This is a genomic window from Polaromonas aquatica, assembly GCF_042659145.1.
GTDB lineage: Bacteria > Pseudomonadota > Gammaproteobacteria > Burkholderiales > Burkholderiaceae_C > Polaromonas > Polaromonas aquatica.
Window position 1 is genome coordinate 250,829 of sequence record NZ_JBHSRS010000005.1, and the last position, 17,529, is coordinate 268,357.

General features: G+C 62.1%; 9 protein-coding genes and 1 riboswitch. Of the genes, 4 read left to right on the forward strand and 5 right to left on the reverse strand.

Features of this window, described 5'->3' with window-relative positions:
• The first annotated feature begins 80 nt into the window (after positions 1-80).
• From ACFQND_RS03515 to parC, 3 genes are all read left to right on the forward strand, one after another.
• Positions 81-2,051, forward strand: coding sequence for a DNA topoisomerase IV subunit B (locus ACFQND_RS03515; protein WP_371438908.1), 1,971 nt, complete (start codon positions 81-83; stop codon positions 2,049-2,051).
• A gap of 116 nt (positions 2,052-2,167) precedes the next feature.
• On the forward strand, positions 2,168-2,968 hold the full coding sequence (locus ACFQND_RS03520) for a lytic transglycosylase domain-containing protein (RefSeq protein ID WP_371438913.1): 801 nt from the start codon (positions 2,168-2,170) through the stop codon (positions 2,966-2,968).
• Positions 2,969-3,111: 143 nt separating this feature from the next.
• Positions 3,112-5,478 carry a DNA topoisomerase IV subunit A gene (parC, locus tag ACFQND_RS03525; protein WP_371438907.1) on the forward strand — a complete coding sequence of 789 codons (2,367 nt, stop codon included), beginning with the start codon at positions 3,112-3,114 and terminating at the stop codon, positions 5,476-5,478.
• Between the two features lie 140 nt (positions 5,479-5,618).
• Here parC and ACFQND_RS03530 read toward each other — a convergent pair whose 3' ends face one another.
• From ACFQND_RS03530 to ACFQND_RS03550, 5 genes are all read right to left on the reverse strand, one after another.
• Positions 5,619-6,101, reverse strand: a complete 483-nt coding sequence (locus tag ACFQND_RS03530) for a 6,7-dimethyl-8-ribityllumazine synthase (RefSeq protein ID WP_371438906.1) — start codon at positions 6,099-6,101, stop codon at positions 5,619-5,621.
• An 87-nt stretch (positions 6,102-6,188) separates the two neighbouring features.
• Positions 6,189-6,443, reverse strand: a riboswitch (FMN riboswitch).
• A 98-nt stretch (positions 6,444-6,541) separates the two neighbouring features.
• Positions 6,542-7,027, reverse strand: a complete 486-nt coding sequence (locus tag ACFQND_RS03535) for a RidA family protein (protein WP_371438905.1) — start codon at positions 7,025-7,027, stop codon at positions 6,542-6,544.
• Positions 7,028-7,069: 42 nt separating this feature from the next.
• Positions 7,070-7,996, reverse strand: coding sequence for a transglutaminase family protein (locus tag ACFQND_RS03540; protein ID WP_371438904.1), 927 nt, complete (start codon positions 7,994-7,996; stop codon positions 7,070-7,072).
• Between the two features lie 29 nt (positions 7,997-8,025).
• Positions 8,026-10,815, reverse strand: a complete 2,790-nt coding sequence (locus tag ACFQND_RS03545) for a circularly permuted type 2 ATP-grasp protein (protein WP_371438903.1) — start codon at positions 10,813-10,815, stop codon at positions 8,026-8,028.
• 158 nt (positions 10,816-10,973) lie between these two features.
• On the reverse strand, positions 10,974-14,504 hold the full coding sequence (locus ACFQND_RS03550) for a transglutaminase family protein (protein WP_371438902.1): 3,531 nt from the start codon (positions 14,502-14,504) through the stop codon (positions 10,974-10,976).
• A gap of 315 nt (positions 14,505-14,819) precedes the next feature.
• On the opposite strand from ACFQND_RS03550, the gene ACFQND_RS03555 reads away from it, so the two are divergent.
• Complete coding sequence (locus ACFQND_RS03555; protein ID WP_449301345.1) at positions 14,820-17,411, forward strand: DNA internalization-related competence protein ComEC/Rec2; 2,592 nt, start codon at positions 14,820-14,822, stop codon at positions 17,409-17,411.
• The last annotated feature ends 118 nt before the right edge of the window (positions 17,412-17,529 follow it).

A 17,529-nucleotide genomic window follows, 5' to 3' on the forward strand; every position in this document is an offset into this window, starting at 1 on the left:
ACATGGATAGTCGGCCTCATGTATTGATGCTGTATATTTGTACAGCTTTAAAATCATCCGGGTCTACAATCCATCCTTCCATGGCTGACAAACTATCCCCCGAATACTCCGAAGGCTCGATACGCGTGCTCAAGGGCCTAGAGCCCGTCAAGCAGCGTCCGGGCATGTACACCCGCACCGATAACCCCCTGCACATCATCCAGGAGGTGCTCGACAACTCGGCTGACGAAGCGTTGGCCGGGCACGGCAAAAAGATCAAGGTCACGCTGCACACCGATGGCTCGGTCAGCATCGAGGACGATGGCCGGGGCATTCCCTTCGGTTTGCACCCTGAAGAAAAGGCGCCGGTGGTCGAGCTGGTCTTTACCCGCCTGCATGCCGGCGGCAAGTTTGACAAGGGCAAAGGCGGCGCCTACAGCTTCTCAGGCGGCCTGCACGGCGTGGGTGTCAGCGTGACGAATGCCTTGTCCAAGCGTCTTGAAGTCACTTCCTATCGGGAGGGCATGGTGGCCCGGCTGGTGTTTTCGGGCGGTGATGTCATCGAAAAGCTGGACCTGCGCAAGGCGGGTGAGGGCGACCGCAAATGCGGCACCACGGTGCGCGCCTGGCCGGACGCCAAATATTTCGAGTCTTCCGTCCTGCCCATGGCCGAGTTGACGCACCTGCTGCGCAGCAAGGCCGTGCTGATGCCGGGCGTGACGGTGACGCTCACGAGCGAAAAAACAAAGGAAACCCAAACCTGGGTATACAAAGGCGGCCTGCGCGACTACCTGATGCAGACGCTGACAGCCGACCCGGTGATCCCCATGTTCGAGGGCGAGGGTTTTGCCGATGCCTCGCACGACAGTTTTGCCGAGGGCGAGGGCGCCAGCTGGTGCGTGGCCTTTACCGAAGACGGCCAGCCGGTGCGCGAAAGCTACGTCAACCTGATTCCAACCAGTGCCGGCGGCACGCATGAAAGCGGCCTGCGCGACGGGCTTTTTAATGCGGTCAAGAATTTTATCGAGCTGCATTCGCTGCTGCCCAAGGGCGTCAAGCTGCTGCCCGAAGACGTGTTTGCCCGCGCCAGTTATGTATTGAGCGCCAAGGTGCTGGACCCGCAGTTCCAGGGCCAGATCAAGGAGCGGCTGAACTCGCGTGACGCCGTGCGGCTGGTGTCAAGTTATGTGCGCCCGGCGCTGGAGCTGTGGCTGAACCAGCATGTGGATTACGGCAAGAAGCTGGCCGAGCTGGCCATCCGGGCCGCGCAAACGCGCCAGAAGGCCGGCCAGAAAGTCGAAAAACGCAAGGGCTCCGGCGTTGCCGTGCTGCCCGGCAAACTTACTGACTGCGAAAGCCGGGATCTGGCGCACAACGAAGTGTTCCTGGTCGAGGGCGACTCCGCCGGCGGCAGCGCCAAGATGGGCCGCGACAAGGAAAGCCAGGCCATCCTGCCGCTGCGCGGCAAGGTGCTCAATACCTGGGAGGTCGAGCGCGACCGGCTGTTCGCAAACACTGAAATCCATGACATCGCCGTGGCAATCGGCGTGGACCCGCATGGGCCGGACGACACGCCGGACATGAGCGGCTTGCGTTATGGCAAGGTCTGCATCCTCAGTGATGCAGACGTGGACGGATCGCACATCCAGGTGCTGCTGTTGACGCTCTTTTTCCGCCATTTCCCCAAACTGATTGAGGCCGGGAATGTTTATGTGGCCAGGCCGCCGCTGTTCCGGGTGGATGCGCCGGCGCGTGGCAAAAAGCCGGCATCCAAGGTTTACGCGCTGGATGAGGGTGAGTTGACGGCAATTCTTGATAAATTACGCAAAGAAGGCGTGAAGGAGGGCTCCTGGAGCATCAGCCGTTTCAAGGGCTTGGGCGAGATGAGCGCGGAACAACTGTGGGAAACCACACTCAACCCCGACACCCGCCGCCTGTTGCCTGTGCAACTGGGCAACCAGAGCTTCCTGCAAACCGAAGACCTGATCACCAGGTTGATGGGCAAGGGTGAAGCCGCGGCTCGCCGTGAGCTGATGGAGTTGCACGGGGACGCCGTGGAAATCGATATTTGATGATTCTTGCCCTGAATACATTGCGAATTCGCCATCCGGCAGCCATTGCGGCATCGCTGGCGCGGGCTGGCGTGCGCTGGCGCGCCCTGCTTTCGCTGGCGTTGGCCGCATTGTTGATGGGTTTGTATACCGCTCCTGCCCGGGCGGATGTGTGGGGCTATGTGGATGCCAGAGGGGTGGCGCACTTTTCAGCCGAGCGGCTCGACGAACGGTACGAGCTTTTTTTCCGGGGCAACGAAAGTTTTTCTGCTGGCGCAGGAGGTAAAGCACCGGCCGGGCTGACGGAAAAATATGTGGGTGGTGCGTATGCGCCGCCCAGGCTGTTGGCTTACTTTGACGTGTCACCCAACTACAAGGCGGTCAAGCACCTGCTGCGGGATGCCGCAGTTTTGCACGGCATTGACTACGAGTTGCTGCAGGCCCTGATTGCGACTGAGTCGGGTTTTGACACCCATGCCGTGTCGCCCAAGGGCGCGGTTGGCCTGATGCAGCTGATACCACCGACCGCCGAACGCTACGGGGTCAAGGCCGACAAGAATTCGCCCATAGCCAAAAAACTCACCGACCCGAAAACCAATATCCGGGCAGGCACCAGTTACCTGCGCGACCTGATCAATCTTTTTCCAGGGCAGCTTGAGCTGGCCATCGCAGCCTACAACGCAGGCGAAGGTGCTGTGCAGCGCGCTGGCAACAAGATTCCGAACTATCCCGAGACCAGGAATTACGTCAAAACCGTCATGCAGCTGTACAGCAACCTCAAGCCGCCAGGCGGGGTGCGAACATCCAGCCGGGTACGCATGGAAATGATGGGCGGTGCTTCGGGCCGCAGCAATATGCTGCCGTCCCAGGCGGCGCAAGCCGTGATCCCATCTGCGGAGCTGCCTGCTTTACCGGATCTGAAAATGGAGCAGAACTAGCCCGCATCATCTTTGCCTGGGTGCTTGCATGCCTCCCGGCTTGCCTGAGCTCTCGACTGTTCCTGGCAGGCTCCAACGCACAATTTTTTGGCACTTCCTTGCTGAAACTGCCGACCACTATCTTTACCTTGTCCTGAATAACAATGGATCTTTTCACTGCAGACCCCGAATCGGCCAATCCTGAATCCGCTGACCAGGACTCGCTTGCCGCGTACGCGCAGCGTGCGTACCTTGAATATGCGCTGAGCGTGGTCAAGGGGCGCGCGCTGCCCGATGTGTGTGACGGCCAGAAGCCGGTGCAGCGGCGCATTTTGTACAGCATGGCGCGCATGGGCCTGGGCTTTGGCGGGGCCAACGGCAACAGCGGCGCCAAGCCGGTCAAAAGTGCGCGTGTGGTCGGCGATGTGCTGGGTAAATACCACCCGCATGGCGACCAGGCGGCTTACGACGCGATGGTGCGCATGGCGCAGGACTTCAGCCAGCGTTATCCGCTGGTCGACGGCCAGGGTAATTTCGGCTCGCGCGATGGCGACGGGGCGGCAGCGATGCGCTACACCGAAGCGCGGCTGGCGCGCATCACCACGCTGCTGCTTGACGAGCTGGACGAGGGCACGGTCGACTTTGCGCCAAACTACGACGGCTCCTTTGAAGAGCCGCGCCAGTTGCCCGCGCGTTTGCCCTTCACGTTGCTGAATGGCGCCAGCGGTATCGCTGTGGGCCTGGCCACTGAAATCCCCAGCCATAACCTGCGCGAAGTGGCGGATGCCTGCATCGCGCTGATCAAGACGCCCAAGCTCAGCGATGATGAGTTGTACAGCGTCATTGCCGGCCCCGACTATCCGGGTGGTGGCCAGATCATTTCAAATGCAGCGGAGATCGCCGCAGCCTACACCACCGGACGCGGATCACTCAAGGTGCGTGCACGCTGGAAAATTGAAGAGCTGGCACGCGGCCAGTGGCAACTGGTGGTGCAGGAGTTGCCGCCCGGTGTCAGCACGCAAAGAGTGCTGGAAGAGATTGAAGAGCTGACCAACCCCAAGATCAAGACCGGCAAGAAGGCCTTGAGCCCGGACCAGGTCCAGCTCAAGCAAACGCTGCTGTCGGTGCTTGACGTGGTACGTGACGAGTCGGGCAAGGAAGCCGCCGTGCGCCTGGTGTTTGAGCCCAAGACCAGCCGCATCGAGCAGTCCGAACTCATCACGACCCTGCTGGCGCATACCAGCCTGGAGAGTTCCTCACCCATCAACCTGACCATGGTTGGCCTGGACGGCAAACCGGCGCAGAAATCCCTGCGGCAGATGCTGGCCGAGTGGATCGAGTTCCGCCAGACCACGATACAGCGGCGCTCGCAGCACCGGCTGGACAAGGTGCTGGACCGCATCCACATCCTTGAGGGGCGGCAGCTGGTGCTGCTCAACATCGATGAGGTCATCGCCATCATCCGCCAGTCGGATGAGCCGAAAGCGGCGCTGATAGCCCGCTTCAGGCTTAGCGACCGCCAGGCCGAAGACATTCTTGAAATCCGCCTGCGCCAGCTGGCGCGGCTGGAAGCCATCAAGATCGAGCAGGAACTCACAAACCTGCGTGAAGAGCAGGGCCGGCTGGAAGAAATCCTTGGCAGCCCCGCCGCCCTGAAGCGGCTGATGATCAAGGAAATCGAAGCCGATGCCAAACAGTTTGCCGACCCGCGCCGTACGTTGATCCAGGCCGAGAAAAAAGCCGTGTTCGAAGCCAAGGTGATTGATGAACCCGTCACCGTGGTGATCAGCAGCAAAGGCTGGATACGCGCGCGCAGTGGCCATGGCCATGACGCGGCGAGTTTTGCCTTCAAGGCGGGTGACGAGCTGTACGGCACCTTTGAATGCCGGACGGTGGATACCTTGCTGGTGTTCGGTACCGCCGCCAAAGGCACTGGCCGTGTGTACTCGGTGGCGGTGTCGCTGCTGCCGGGCGCGCGTGGTGACGGCCAGCCGGTGACAACATTGATTGAAATGGAACCCGGCACGCAGCCGGCGCATTATTTCGCCGGACCGGCGAGCGCCACCTTGCTGCTCAGCGGCAGCGGTGGTTATGGTTTCCTCGCCAATGTCGAAAACATGGTTTCGCGCCTCAAGGCAGGCAAGGCGTTTATCAACTGCGGCGAGGGTGAGTCGATCTGCAAACCTTCGCATGTCTCGGGCAGTTCCGGCCCTGTGCCCCTGCTGCCTGCCACCCACGTGGCTTGTGCTTCCACGGGCGGCCGCATCCTGACGTTTGAAATCTCCGAACTCAAGCTGCAGGCTGCGGGCGGGCGCGGACTGATGCTGATAGACCTTGAAGCCAAGGACAGCCTGGCAGGCGCCGCCGCTTACACCCGCAGCGTGCGCATAACGGGTATTGGCCGCGGCGGCAAGGCGCGCGAGGAAACGCTTGAAATCCGCAGCCTGAACAATGCCCGCGCCGCCCGCGCCCGCAAAGGCAAGGCGGCCGACCTGGGCTTCAAACCCGCATCTGTAGAGCGAGTTGAGTAAGTAAGCCCCGCGCTGCCCACGAGGGAGTCATTTCTTGCTCGGGGCGGCCACTTTTTGCATCTAAATGGCCTGTTGCGCCCTGTTTATGAGCGCAACCAGCTATCTATTTTGTAGCATCCGGCATGCCGGATGTTGAACGTTCAGGCCAGCGCTGCTTCGACCTTTTGCAGGCTGGCAAGTGTTTGCAGGCAAGCCTGGGCTGCCTCCGCGCCCTTTGTCAGCAAATGCCGGGTGAAGAAGTTGCGATGCTCTTCATGCTCGTGAAAGTGATGCGGTGTCAGCACCACTGAAAACACCGGCACGCCGGTGTCGAGCTGTACGCGCATGAGCCCGTCGATCACGGCTGTGGCGACAAAATCATGGCGGTAGAGACCGCCGTCCACCACCAGCCCGCAGGCGATGACGGCTGCATAGCGGCCCGAGCTGGCAAGCTTTTTCGCGTGCAGCGGAATTTCAAATGCACCGGGTACTTCAAACAGGTCAACGGCTTCGGCTGCAATGCCGTGTTTTGCCAGTTCGGCGAGGAAGCCCGCGCGCCCCTGGTCAACGATGTCCTTGTGCCAGGACGACTGGACGAAGGCAAAACGTGCCGTGTGCGGTGCGGAGGTATTTTTCTGACTCATGGAGGCCTCTAGATAGCTGTTACCAGAATCAGGGCGCACGAGCCTGCGGCCGCGCCCCCGCTTCAAGCCGGGGTGCAGCCGTAAACATCGCGCTCTCTTTCATCCGGACTATGACCGTCGACCCCGGAATCGCACCGGATCTGCTGACCCCGATTCACATTCCATTACTGATTCAACGCGATATGTCGTTACGCCGCTTTGCCGTGCTACAGCACTGTCTGCAGCGGCGCGCCTAATCTCGCATCGAATCAGAAACGGAACTAAAAATCGGGCGCTCGCGGGTTGATGCAGTTGCCTGCAATCACCGCCGGTGGGGAGTTTCACCCCGCCCTGAGAACGCTGTCCGGCTGTTTGGCCGGAACCATGTGATTCTAAGGCGTGTGGTGATTCCGTGCAGGCCAGGTGCTTGCGCCTGGTTTGCCGTGAATCAGGCCGGTGTTTCAGTCCACTTCGGCAATCAGCTCGATTTCCACGCAGGCGCCGAGCGGGATTTGCGCCACGCCAAATGCACTGCGTGCATGGGCGCCAGTACCGGCACCAAAAACTTCACCCAGCAGCTCACTCGCGCCGTTGGTGACCAGGTGCTGTTCGGTGTAGTCACCTGTGGAGTTGACCAGGCTCATGAGCTTGACGATGCGGGTGACATTGCCCAGGTCCTTGCCTGTGGCGGCGAGCGCGGCATGCAGGGTTCCCAGCAGGTCGATGGCCACCAGGCGGGCGGCGGCCTTGCCCTCTTCGGTGCTGACGTTCTTGCCAAGCTGGCCGGCCCAGACCTTGCCATCTTTTTTGGCAATGTGGCCGCTCAAAAAAATCAGTTTGCCGGTTTGCACGTAGGGCACATAAGCCGCGGCAGGGATGGCCAGTGGGGGCAGGGTGATGCCCAGTTGTTCAAGCTTTGCGTAAATGGGATGCTGGTTTTTGCTCATGGTGTTTTCCTGAGGAGGGTTAAAAAGAAGGAGGCTGAAAAATCATTTGACCGGCAGTGATTCAATCGGGGTCACCGTCACGCCGACGTCCAGGATATGTTGCGCACCGCCGCGTATGACGCCGCGCAGGGGCGAGACGTCCAGGAAATCGCGCCCGGTGGCCAGGGTCACATAGTCCTCGCCGGGTGCCCGGTTGTTGGTCGGGTCAAGGTCGAGCCAGTGGCCTGCGCCCGGCTTGCCCGGTTCCGGGCAGTAGACCGAGGCCCAGGCATGGGAGGCGTCACTGCCTATCAGCCGCGGTTGCCCGGGCGGCGGCTGCGTCAGCAGGTAGCCGCTGACGTAACGCGCAGGCAGCCCCAAGGCGCGGCAGCAGGCCACCATGATGTGCGCAAAATCCTGGCAAACACCTTTGCCCTGTTGCAGGGCTTCGAGCGCTGGCGTGTTGACCTCGGTGCTGTTGCTTTCATAAGCCATGGTGCCGTGTATGCGCTCCATCAAATCATGCGCGGCTTCCGGCAGGAGGCGGCCCGGCGTGAAGCTGGGCAGCGCAAACCGGGCAAAGGCGTCGTTGCGGGGCACATAAGGCGAGGCAAAACGGAATTCCCATGCGCTGTGGTAAGCCGCGCCGGCACGGTAGCGAAACTGTTCGCGCACCTGCTCCCAAGGCAGTTGCGTCCTGGCGATGAAGTCATCCGCATCCAGGCCATGGCTGGATGCCGTGGTTGACACTATGCTGTCCGCCACAACGATCAGCTCGTCGTGGCTGGCCTGCAGCGAAAAGAAGGTGCTGCTGTTGCCGTAAACGTCCATCACTTCACGCTGATGTGCCGGCTCGGGGCTGATGCGCAGTTCGTGACGAAGCAATGCCTGGCCCGCGCGGCTGGCCGGCTTCAGATGCACGACATGGTGTGCATTGTCAACCGAGGGGGCGTACTGGTAGCGGGTTTCATGAACAACGTGGAGCAGCATGGGAGTCTTTGACAGGTGTCTTTTCAGGCTCAGGCCCCGAGGCTGTGGTGGCTGCCCGCCGCAGCATGGCTGAAGTAGCGGCGGCTGATGTTGTCCGAGAGCTCGAAGGCCGAAGACTGGCATTTTTCCAACTGCTCGACCAGGTCGTCATGGGGCTGGTGTGCCGTGCCTGTTTGTGCCGGGGCCAGCGGTGTTTCCGGCGGCTGCGCCACTACCCAGCTCGCCGGGTCAGGCAGGGTGGCGGCCAGGCTCGGCAGGTCCCCGGGTGTGCTGGTGGCCAGCTTGGCAAGCCGGCCTTCCAGCATCTGTATGACCCAGCTGAGGGAGCGCGGATTGTCGCGGTCCAGTACCAGGAGGTCCAGCAATGCAGGTATGTCGCGCCGTTGCTGGTACTGCGCGTGAAAGGTGATGGTGCTGTCAAACAGCGCCACCATGGCATTGAAGCCGCCCGCGTCAAACACGGCGCCGGTCCTAAAGCCCAGCGCGAGCGCAGCGGACAGGGTGGCCAGGCGTTCGATGAAACGGCCTATGCTGAGCAGCCGCCAGCCGTCATCGCGCACCATGCGGTCGGTTTGCGCGCCCGTCATGGCGGCCAGGAAGCCGCTTGTTGACTCAAGCGTGCGCAAGGCCTCCACGGACGAGTATTCCAGCGAGTGCGGGCCGTGGTGGCTGGCGCTTTTGAAGGCTTCACAGCGGCTGAAAAAATCGGCTTCCGCGCGCACGATCACATGCCATTGTTCCTGCGACAGGCGTTCACGCACGGCGGACGCCGCGCTTTTCAGGGCCCTGAGGTTAAACCCGACACTGGCGGTTTGTTCGGTGTCGGCCAGGCCTGCAATCAGGGAGCGCTCGAACACTTTGCGTGCCTGGGTCGCGAGCGGCACGGTATCCAGCACCAGGGCGTTGCTCACGGCCATTTCAGAAAGCCACAGCAGCAGTGGTTGTGAAGACTGGTCCTCGCCGCCCAGGCTTTGCAGGGTCAACTGGGCCAGGCGCAGGGAGTTTTCTGCACGTTCGGTGTAGCGGCCCAGCCAGAAAAGGTTTTCTGCGGAGCGGCTGGTCACAGGCCGCTTGCGGCTGGAGGTATTGATGATGGGAGCATGGGCTGCCGGGACAGGGTCTGCTGCGGGGCGCGGCGTGGCCGGTATTGTCGGCATGGCCCCTAGCGCCCAGACATCGGCACTGCTGCCGCCGTGCTGCATGGAGGCGATGTTTTCGTTTTTACCAGCCAGCCGTGCCAGTCCCCCGGGCAGCACCTGCCATGAGCCCGTGCCATCCGGGACGGCAAAGACACGCAGCATGGCCGAGCGCGGCACGATTCGCTCGCCCTGCCAGGTCGGGGTTTGGGACAATGGCAGGTAGGCCTGGACGGTGTAGTCGTCGCCCTGGCGCACAATGCGGCCGGCCCATTCATCGAGCGAGCGTTGCGACAGCGACTGGCCTATGACGGACTCCATGCCTGAGCCGGGGTAGGTCGGCTTGATGACGCAGTTCCTGAGCTGGGGCAACACGTCCTGCATCGCCGCCTGCTCGCCGCACCACCAGGTGGCGAGTGAGGGCAGGCTGAGCTTTTCGCCCAGAAAGTGCTCCGAAAGTGCAGGCAAGAAACCAAGCAGAGCAGGGGATTCCAGAAAGGCAGAGCCGGGCGCATTGGCCACCAGCACATTGCCGGCGCGAATCACCTGCAGCAGGCCGGGCACGCCCAGCGTGGAGTCCGAACGCAGCTCCAGCGGGTCAAGGAATTCATCGTCAAGCCGCTTGAGCAGGCCGTGCACGGGCTCCAGCCCCTGCAGGGTTTTGAGGTAGAGCTTTTCATCCCGCACCAGCAGGTCGCTGCCCTCGACCAGGCTCAAGCCGAGGTGGCGGGCCAGGTAGGCGTGTTCAAAGTAGGTTTCGTTGTAAGGCCCGGGTGTCAGCAGCACGATGCGGCTGTCCTCACCCCGGCTCAGGGCCTTCATGCCATCTACCAGGGCTTTGTACGATGCGGCCAGCCGCTGCACCTTCATTTCGCGGAAGGCCTCCGGGAAAAGCAGGGAAATGGTCAGGCGGTTTTCAAGCAGGTAACCCAGGCCTGAGGGCGCTTGTGTGCGTTGGGACACTACCCACCAGCGGCCGTCCGGTCCGCGGGCCATGTCAAAAGCGGCGATGTGCAAAAAGATCCCGCCTGCAGGCTGCACGCCATGCATGGCGCGCAAGTAACCGGGGTGGCCTTGCACCAGCGCGGCTGGCAGGATGCCTTGCGCCAGGAGGTCTTGCGGCCCGTACACATCGGCCATGATGTGGTTGAGCAGCCGGGTGCGCTGCTGGATGCCGGTCTCGATCTGCGACCAGTCCTGCGGCGAAAGCATGAGCGGAAACAGGTCCAGCGACCAGGGCCGCTGCGGCCCGTTGGCGTCTGCGTAGACGTTGTAGGTCACGCCGTTGTCGCGGATCTGCCGGCGCAGGTTGGCGGTTCGGCGGTTCAGGTCATGAAAGCCGTCCGTGCCGAGAAAGTTGAAGAACGTGGTCCAGGGTTGTGCCAGTGGTTCTGCCGCAGCGTCGACGTCTTCAATGCCCGCAACTGCTGCTGCCGGGCTGGTCTTTGAGTCCGGCCCGGCAACGGGCGCTGCAGAAGGCGCGCCTATCCTGGCAAGCGGAGCGGAGGGCTGTGACTGCGACTGGCTTTGTGCAGAAGCCTGGGGCAATGGCGGCCTGGCTTTTGTGCTCCCGCGCAACTCGTCGAAATGCCCGGCAAGGGCAGGCATGGCCAGCGCCGACGCCAGGTCGGCCGGCGCCTCCAGCGCGTGCGCTGCAAAAAGTGACTTGTTATTGTTTTCCACGTTACCCAATATGCTTGCGGTTTGCCAGCCGGGAGCCGGGTGTTTGGCTTGGTCCGGTGTCAGCAAAAAGCAGCGCAGATCCAGCCACGTCCGGAAGCTGGATTTTATTCCAGTATCCGGTCCTTGTAAGCGGCCCATGACAGGCCGTCCAGCCGCCCCTAACGCAGGTCCAGTGTGAACGGGAATTCGCGGCTAGGTTGTGCGGGGCTGACCCGCATCTTGCCGGGGGTATGGCCCATCTGGAAAAACCGCGTCAGCCGGCGGCTTTCCGCCTCATAGGAGTTGACAGGCAGGGTGGCGTAACTCAAGCCCCCCGGATGCGCCACGTGGTACTGGCAGCCGCCCAGGGAGCGCTCCATCCATGTGTCCACGATGTCAAAGGTCAGCGGTGCATGCACGCCTATGGATGGGTGCAGGGACGAGGGGGGGTTCCAGGCCTTGTAACGCACACTCGCCACGTAGTCGCCCACCGTGCCGGTGTTTTGCAGGGGCAGGGCGCGGCCATTGACGGTCACCACATAACGGTTGTCGTTGAGCCCGGACACATGTACCTCTATACGTTCGAGGGAGGAGTCGACATAACGGGCCGTGCCGCCTGAAGAGCCTTCCTCGCCCATCACATGCCAGGGTTCCAGCGCGCTGCGCAAGCTCAGTTCAATGCTGCTGGTTTTTACCTGGCCAATCATCGGGAAGCGGAATTCGAAATGTGGTTCGAACCAGGCCATGTCAAAGGCGTAGCCTGCATCGTTCAGCTCGGTCAGCACATCCCCGAAGTCCATGCGCACAAAGCTGGGCAGCAAAAAGCGGTCATGCAGCTCGGTGCCCCAGCGCGTCAAACGCCCGTGGTAGGGCTTGTTCCAGAAGCGCGCGACCAGTGCGCGCAGCAACAGCTGCTGGACAATGCTCATGCGGGCATGCGGCGGCATTTCAAAAGCGCGCAATTCCAGCAGGCCGAGGCGGCCGGTGGATGAGTCGGGCGAATACAGCTTGTCTATGCAGAACTCGCTGCGGTGGGTGTTGCCGGTGACGTCCACCAAAATATTGCGCAACGTGCGGTCCACAATCCAGGGCGGCATATCCTGGCCATACTTTTCCCGGTTGGCGGCGATCTCGCGCAAGGCAATTTCAAGCTCGTAAAGCTGGTCGTTGCGCGCTTCGTCGATACGCGGCGCCTGGCTGGTCGGGCCTATGAACATGCCCGAGAAAAGATAACTCAGCGACGGGTGGTTGTGCCAGTAGGCAATCAGGCTGGCGAGCACTTCGGGCTTGCGCAGGAAAGGGCTGTCGGCCGGCGTGGCGCCACCGAGCACAAAGTGGTTGCCGCCGCCGGTGCCGGTGTGGCGACCGTCGGTCATGAACTTCTCGGCCGACAGGCGCGTCTCGTGTGCGACGTCGTACAGGAATTCGGTGTGCTCCACCAGTTCCCCCCAGTTGTAGGCGGGGTGGATGTTGACTTCAATCACGCCGGGGTCCGGCGTGACCGCCAGCATTTTCAGGCGCGGGTCGCGTGGCGGCGGATAACCTTCCAGCACGATTTTCAGGTTCAGGCTTTGTGCGGTCGCTTCAACGGCGGCCAGCAGGTCCAGGTAGTCCTCAAGCCTTTCCATGGGGGGCATGAAGATGTAGAGGGCGCCTTTTTCGCCTGCACCCGCGCTGGCTTGCCCCGAGGTTTTTGCATCGGCCTCCTTTTTTGCTTTTGGGTCTTTGGGGCCGTTGGCGCGCTGCGGGTCGCGCACCTCCACACACAGCGCGGTGCGGGTCAGCCATGCGGCAGATTCAAATGCATTGGGCACGCGGGTCCCGGGCTCCGCAGTCTGGGACAGCTTGCCCTGTTCACCTGTCGGTGCCTGCATGACCCGGCGGGCTTCGTAACGTGGTGGCACACCTTTGATGAAGCGTGCCAGGTACTGCTCGACACGCTGCGCCGAAGCGCTGCCCGCAGCAAGGTTGTAGCGCCCCGCCAGCACAGCCGCCGGCGGCAAGGTGTCCCGTGGTGCAAACGGGTCGGCTTCGATCATGTAGGGGTAGTCGGTTTTTGATACCCAGGGCACAGAGTCCAGCGGCAGGCGGTAGCCCATGGGCGAGTCGCCGGGCATCAGGTACATGCGCTCGTCACGGAAGAACCACGGCCCGGTTGTCCACGCGGGCCCGGCCAGCGGTTTGGTTGAGCCGGGAATACTTTCGCGGGCCTTGAGCGGCAGCACATAACCTACCACGGAATCCAGCCCCTGCATGAAAACGCGCCGCAGGCGTTCGCGCTCCATGGGGTCGTCAAGTTTTGAATCAAACGGGTCCACGTTGACGGGCAGGCGGCGCTCGCGCCAGAGGTAATACCAGACGTCTTCAAAACCCGGTGTGATGAAGTCCGGCGCCAGGCCGAGTTTGCCGGCCAGCGTAGCCGTGAAGCGTGCGGCGTCTTCGGCGCTGTAGTTGCAGGACTGGCGTTCGTCGGCAAACAGCGCAGGGTTTTTCCAGACCGGGTGGCCGTCCTTGCGCCAGAAAATGCTCAGCGCCCAGCGCGGCAATTGCTCGCCCGGATACCACTTGCCCTGGCCAAAATGCAGGAAACCGCCCTGGCCGTATTCGGCTCGCAGTTTTTGCACCAGCTCGGTGGCGTAGCCGCGTTTGGTGGGGCCGAGCGCATCGATATTCCATTCGGCGGCATCGCGGTCGCTGGTGGCCACAAAAGTCGGTTCGCCGCCCATGGTCAGGCGCACATCGCCCTTGACGAGGTCGCGGTCCACGGCCGCGCCCAGCGCCAGCACCTTGGCCCACTGCTCTTCGGTATAGGGTTTGGTCACGCGCGGTGATTCGTAGATGCGCTGCACGCCCATGTGGTGGGTAAACTCCACGCCGGATTCGTCCACGCCGCCTTCAATCGGCGCCGCACTGGAGGGCTCGGGTGTGCAGGCCAGCGGGATGTGGCCTTCACCGGCCATCAGGCCTGATGTCGGGTCCAGCCCGACCCAGCCTGCGCCAGGTAAAAACACCTCGCACCAGGCGTGCAGGTCGGTGAAGTCGACTTCCGTGCCGCTGGGGCCGTCCAGCGATTTGACATCAGCTTTCAGCTGTATCAGGTAGCCGGATACAAAACGTGCAGCCAGCCCCATGTGGCGCAGCAGTTGCACCAATAGCCAGCCGGTGTCGCGACACGAGCCGATGGCCAGGCGCAGTGTTTCCTCGGGCGTCTGCACACCCGGTTCCATGCGTATGGCGTATTTGATGTCTGACTGCAATTGCTGGTTGAGCCCCACCAGAAAGTCTATGGTGCGTTTGGGCTTGCGGTCGATTTTGGCCAGGTAGGCCTTTAGCAGGGGCGTGACGGGCTCCGTCGCCAGGTAGGGCGCGAGCTCCCGTGCCATGGGGGCTTCGTATTTGAAGGGGAACTCTTCAGCCGCAGGCTCCAGGAAAAAATCAAAAGGATTGAGCACCACCATGTCAACCACCAGGTCCACTGTGACCTTGAATTCCCGCGTCGGCTGCGGGAAAACCAGCCTGGCCTGGTAGTTTGCAAACGGGTCCTGCTGCCAGTTGATGAAGTGGTCCACCGGCTCGATCTTCAGCGAGTACGACAGCACCTGGGTCCGGCTGTGCGGGGCAGGGCGAAGGCGCACAATCTGCGGCCCCAGCTTGACCAGTCGGTCGTATTTGTAATGGGTGATGTGGCTGAGGGCAACGTGGATGGACAAGATGGTCTCGCTTCTTGAAGGTTGTAACAGTCACATGGCACAGATGATCCGCCGAGAGTGTGTCGATTCCGAGACCCGGTCTGCAGGGCAACTCACTCTATACCCATGCTAGCAAGACCTGAGCCAAATAGGGGGTTGTAGACTGTTTTGGCTGCTTGCCCGTTGAACATGCAGCCATGCCGGGGCTGCATGCAAAAAAATATAGGGAGGCGGGTTGTGGGAGACAACATTTCACCGGAAGCGCGAAAAAACCTGTCCCGGCCGGTTTCAGTTGCAGGCTTGCTGGGCCCCCTGTTGGCTGGTTTTATTGCCGGCGTGGCGCTTCAATTGCAGCAGGCTTCACTCTTTGTGTGGTGGGTCTATGCCGTTTTGACGCTGGGCTGCGCAGGCCTGCTGGCGTTGGTTTTTGTATGGCGCACGAAGGGCACCCAGAGGGGCCGTAATTTGCCTGCCATCCTGATGGCATTGTTCATCTCTGCCGCCTTTGGTTTTGGCCTGACGGGCCTTCGGGCCGTGGCTTTCCAGCAAACGGCCCTGAGTCCCGCGCTGGAAGGAAAGGACATCCGGGTGACTGGCCGGGTGCTGGCCATGCCGCAATTTGGTGAGGATGGCCTGCGCTTTCGGTTTGGTGTCGATTCAGCACGCCTGAACGGCCAGGCTGTGCCGCTGCCGCCGCAGATTTATCTGGGCTGGTATTCCGGCTTTGGCGCGCGGCCAGCCAAAAGTCCGGCCGGCGCATCGCCAATCAAACCCGTAGACAACGACAGTACCGAGCCTGCCGAGTTTTCGCCGGAACTGCAGCGCCAGCCACAAACCTTGCGGGCCGGTGAGCGCTGGCAAATGACGGTGCGGCTCAAGGCCCCGCATGGCAACAGCAATCCCCATGGCTTTGACTACGAGCTTTGGTTGTGGGAACAAGGCCTGCAGGCCACCGGTTATGTACGCACCGGCGTACGTGATGCGCCGCCTGTAAAACTCGGCGACAGCTGGGCTCACCCGGTGGAACGGGCTCGCCAGGCGGTGCGCGAAGCGATCTTCGGGCGCGTGGCGAACCGGCAGCTGGCGGGGGTGCTGGCGGCGCTGGTCGTCGGCGACCAGAACGCGATTGAGCGGGCGGATTGGGATGTGTTTCGAGCTACCGGTGTGGCGCATTTGATGAGCATTTCGGGCCTCCACATAACCATGTTTGCCTGGGTCGCTTCGCTGGTGCTGGGCTGGCTGTGGCGGCGTTCGGTCAAACTCACGCCGCACCTGTGCCTCTGGCTGCCGGCAAGCAGCGCCAGTGCCCTTGGTGGTTTGCTGCTGGCGGCTGCTTATGCGCTCTTTTCGGGCTGGGGCGTACCCGCGCAGCGAACCATCTGGATGCTGGCGACCGTGGTGCTGCTCAGGCAAAGCGGCAAGCAGTGGCCCTGGCCCGTCGTGTGGTTGCTGGCCATGGCGGTCGTGGTGGCGCTGGACCCGTGGGCACTGATGCAGGCTGGCTTCTGGCTGTCGTTTGTTGCCGTAGGTGTGCTTTTTGCCGCCGGGCCGCCCCAAGGCAAAAAAGCCCCCTCGGGGGGCAGGGCGTTACGCGAAGCGAACGAACGTGGGGGCTATCTTGCTACAGATTCAGGAGCTGGTCGCTCAGGTAGTACGGGGGCTGAGGGCACTATTGATTCAAAAAAAGCAGAAAAATCGCGGTCCTGGCTGTCAAAACCCGTTGCCGGGCTGCTTGGCGCCGCGCGTGAGCAATGGGTGGTCACGCTTGCGCTCACGCCCTTGTCCCTGCTGCTGTTTAACCAGGTCTCGCTGGTCGGCCTGCTGGCGAATGCGGTGGCGATTCCGTGGGTGACCTTGCTGGTTACGCCGCTGGCGATGTTAGGGGTGTTTTTGTCGCCGGTCTGGGACGCTGCGGCGTGGGCCGTGAGCCTGTTGACGCTTTTCCTGCAATGGCTGGCGAGCTGGCCTTTGGCCTCCATCAGTGTGGCCGCCGCGCCACTGTGGTGCGCGCTTGCCGGCGTGGCTGGGGGCGCGCTGCTGGCCATGCGTTTGCCATGGCACTGGCGGGCGCTGGGTGTGCCGCTTTTGCTGCCCGTGCTGCTGTGGTCGCCCGTGCGTCCGGCCATCGGGCATTTTGACGTGCTGGGCGCTGACATTGGCCAGGGGAACGCGGTGATTGTGCGCACCGCCGGCCACAGCCTGGTCTACGACACCGGCCCGCGGTTCTCGCGTGAAAGCGATGCCGGTCACAGGGTACTCGTGCCCTTGTTGCGGGCCCTGGGCGAACGTATAGACCTGCTGATGCTCAGCCACCGGGACAGCGACCATATAGGCGGCGCGCCTGCGGTCCTGGCCATGCAGCCGCAGGCCCGGCTGCTCAGCTCGATTGAAGACGACCATGAACTGCAGGCGATACGCCAATCCACCCGCTGTGCGGCGGGCCAGCGCTGGCGTTGGGATGCGGTGGATTTTGAGGTACTGCATCCGGTGGCAGCCGACTACGAGGGCACTGGCAAGCCCAACACCTTGAGTTGTGTGCTGCGCATTTCCAACGGCGCGCAGACCGCACTGCTGGTCGGTGACCTTGAAGCCCCACAGGAGTCAAGGCTGGTGAGTGATCCTGCGTTAAGGGAAAAGCTGAAAGCCGACTTTCTGCTGGTACCCCATCACGGCAGTAAAACCTCATCAAGCGGTGTATTCCTGGATCAGGTGAAACCGCAATTCGCGCTGGCGCAGGCCGGGTACCGGAACCGCTTCGGGCACCCGGTGGAATCCGTGCTGGAGCGTTACCGTGAACGCGGCATCAGCGTGCTCAAGTCACCTGCCTGCGGCGCTGCAAGCTGGCGCAGCGCCGACCCCGGCCAGGTGCTTTGCCAGCGCCAGCGGGGTTTGCGTTATTGGCATCACCGTCTTGATAGCCCTCCCTGACCCGGATCAGAACTTTCTGGGCGGCACAAAGGGTTAAAAATCCCTTAAGGACAAACCCTTGGCGCATAACTTGCTAAGCTAGAGACACAACAATGCCATGAACGCAGCCGGAGATAAA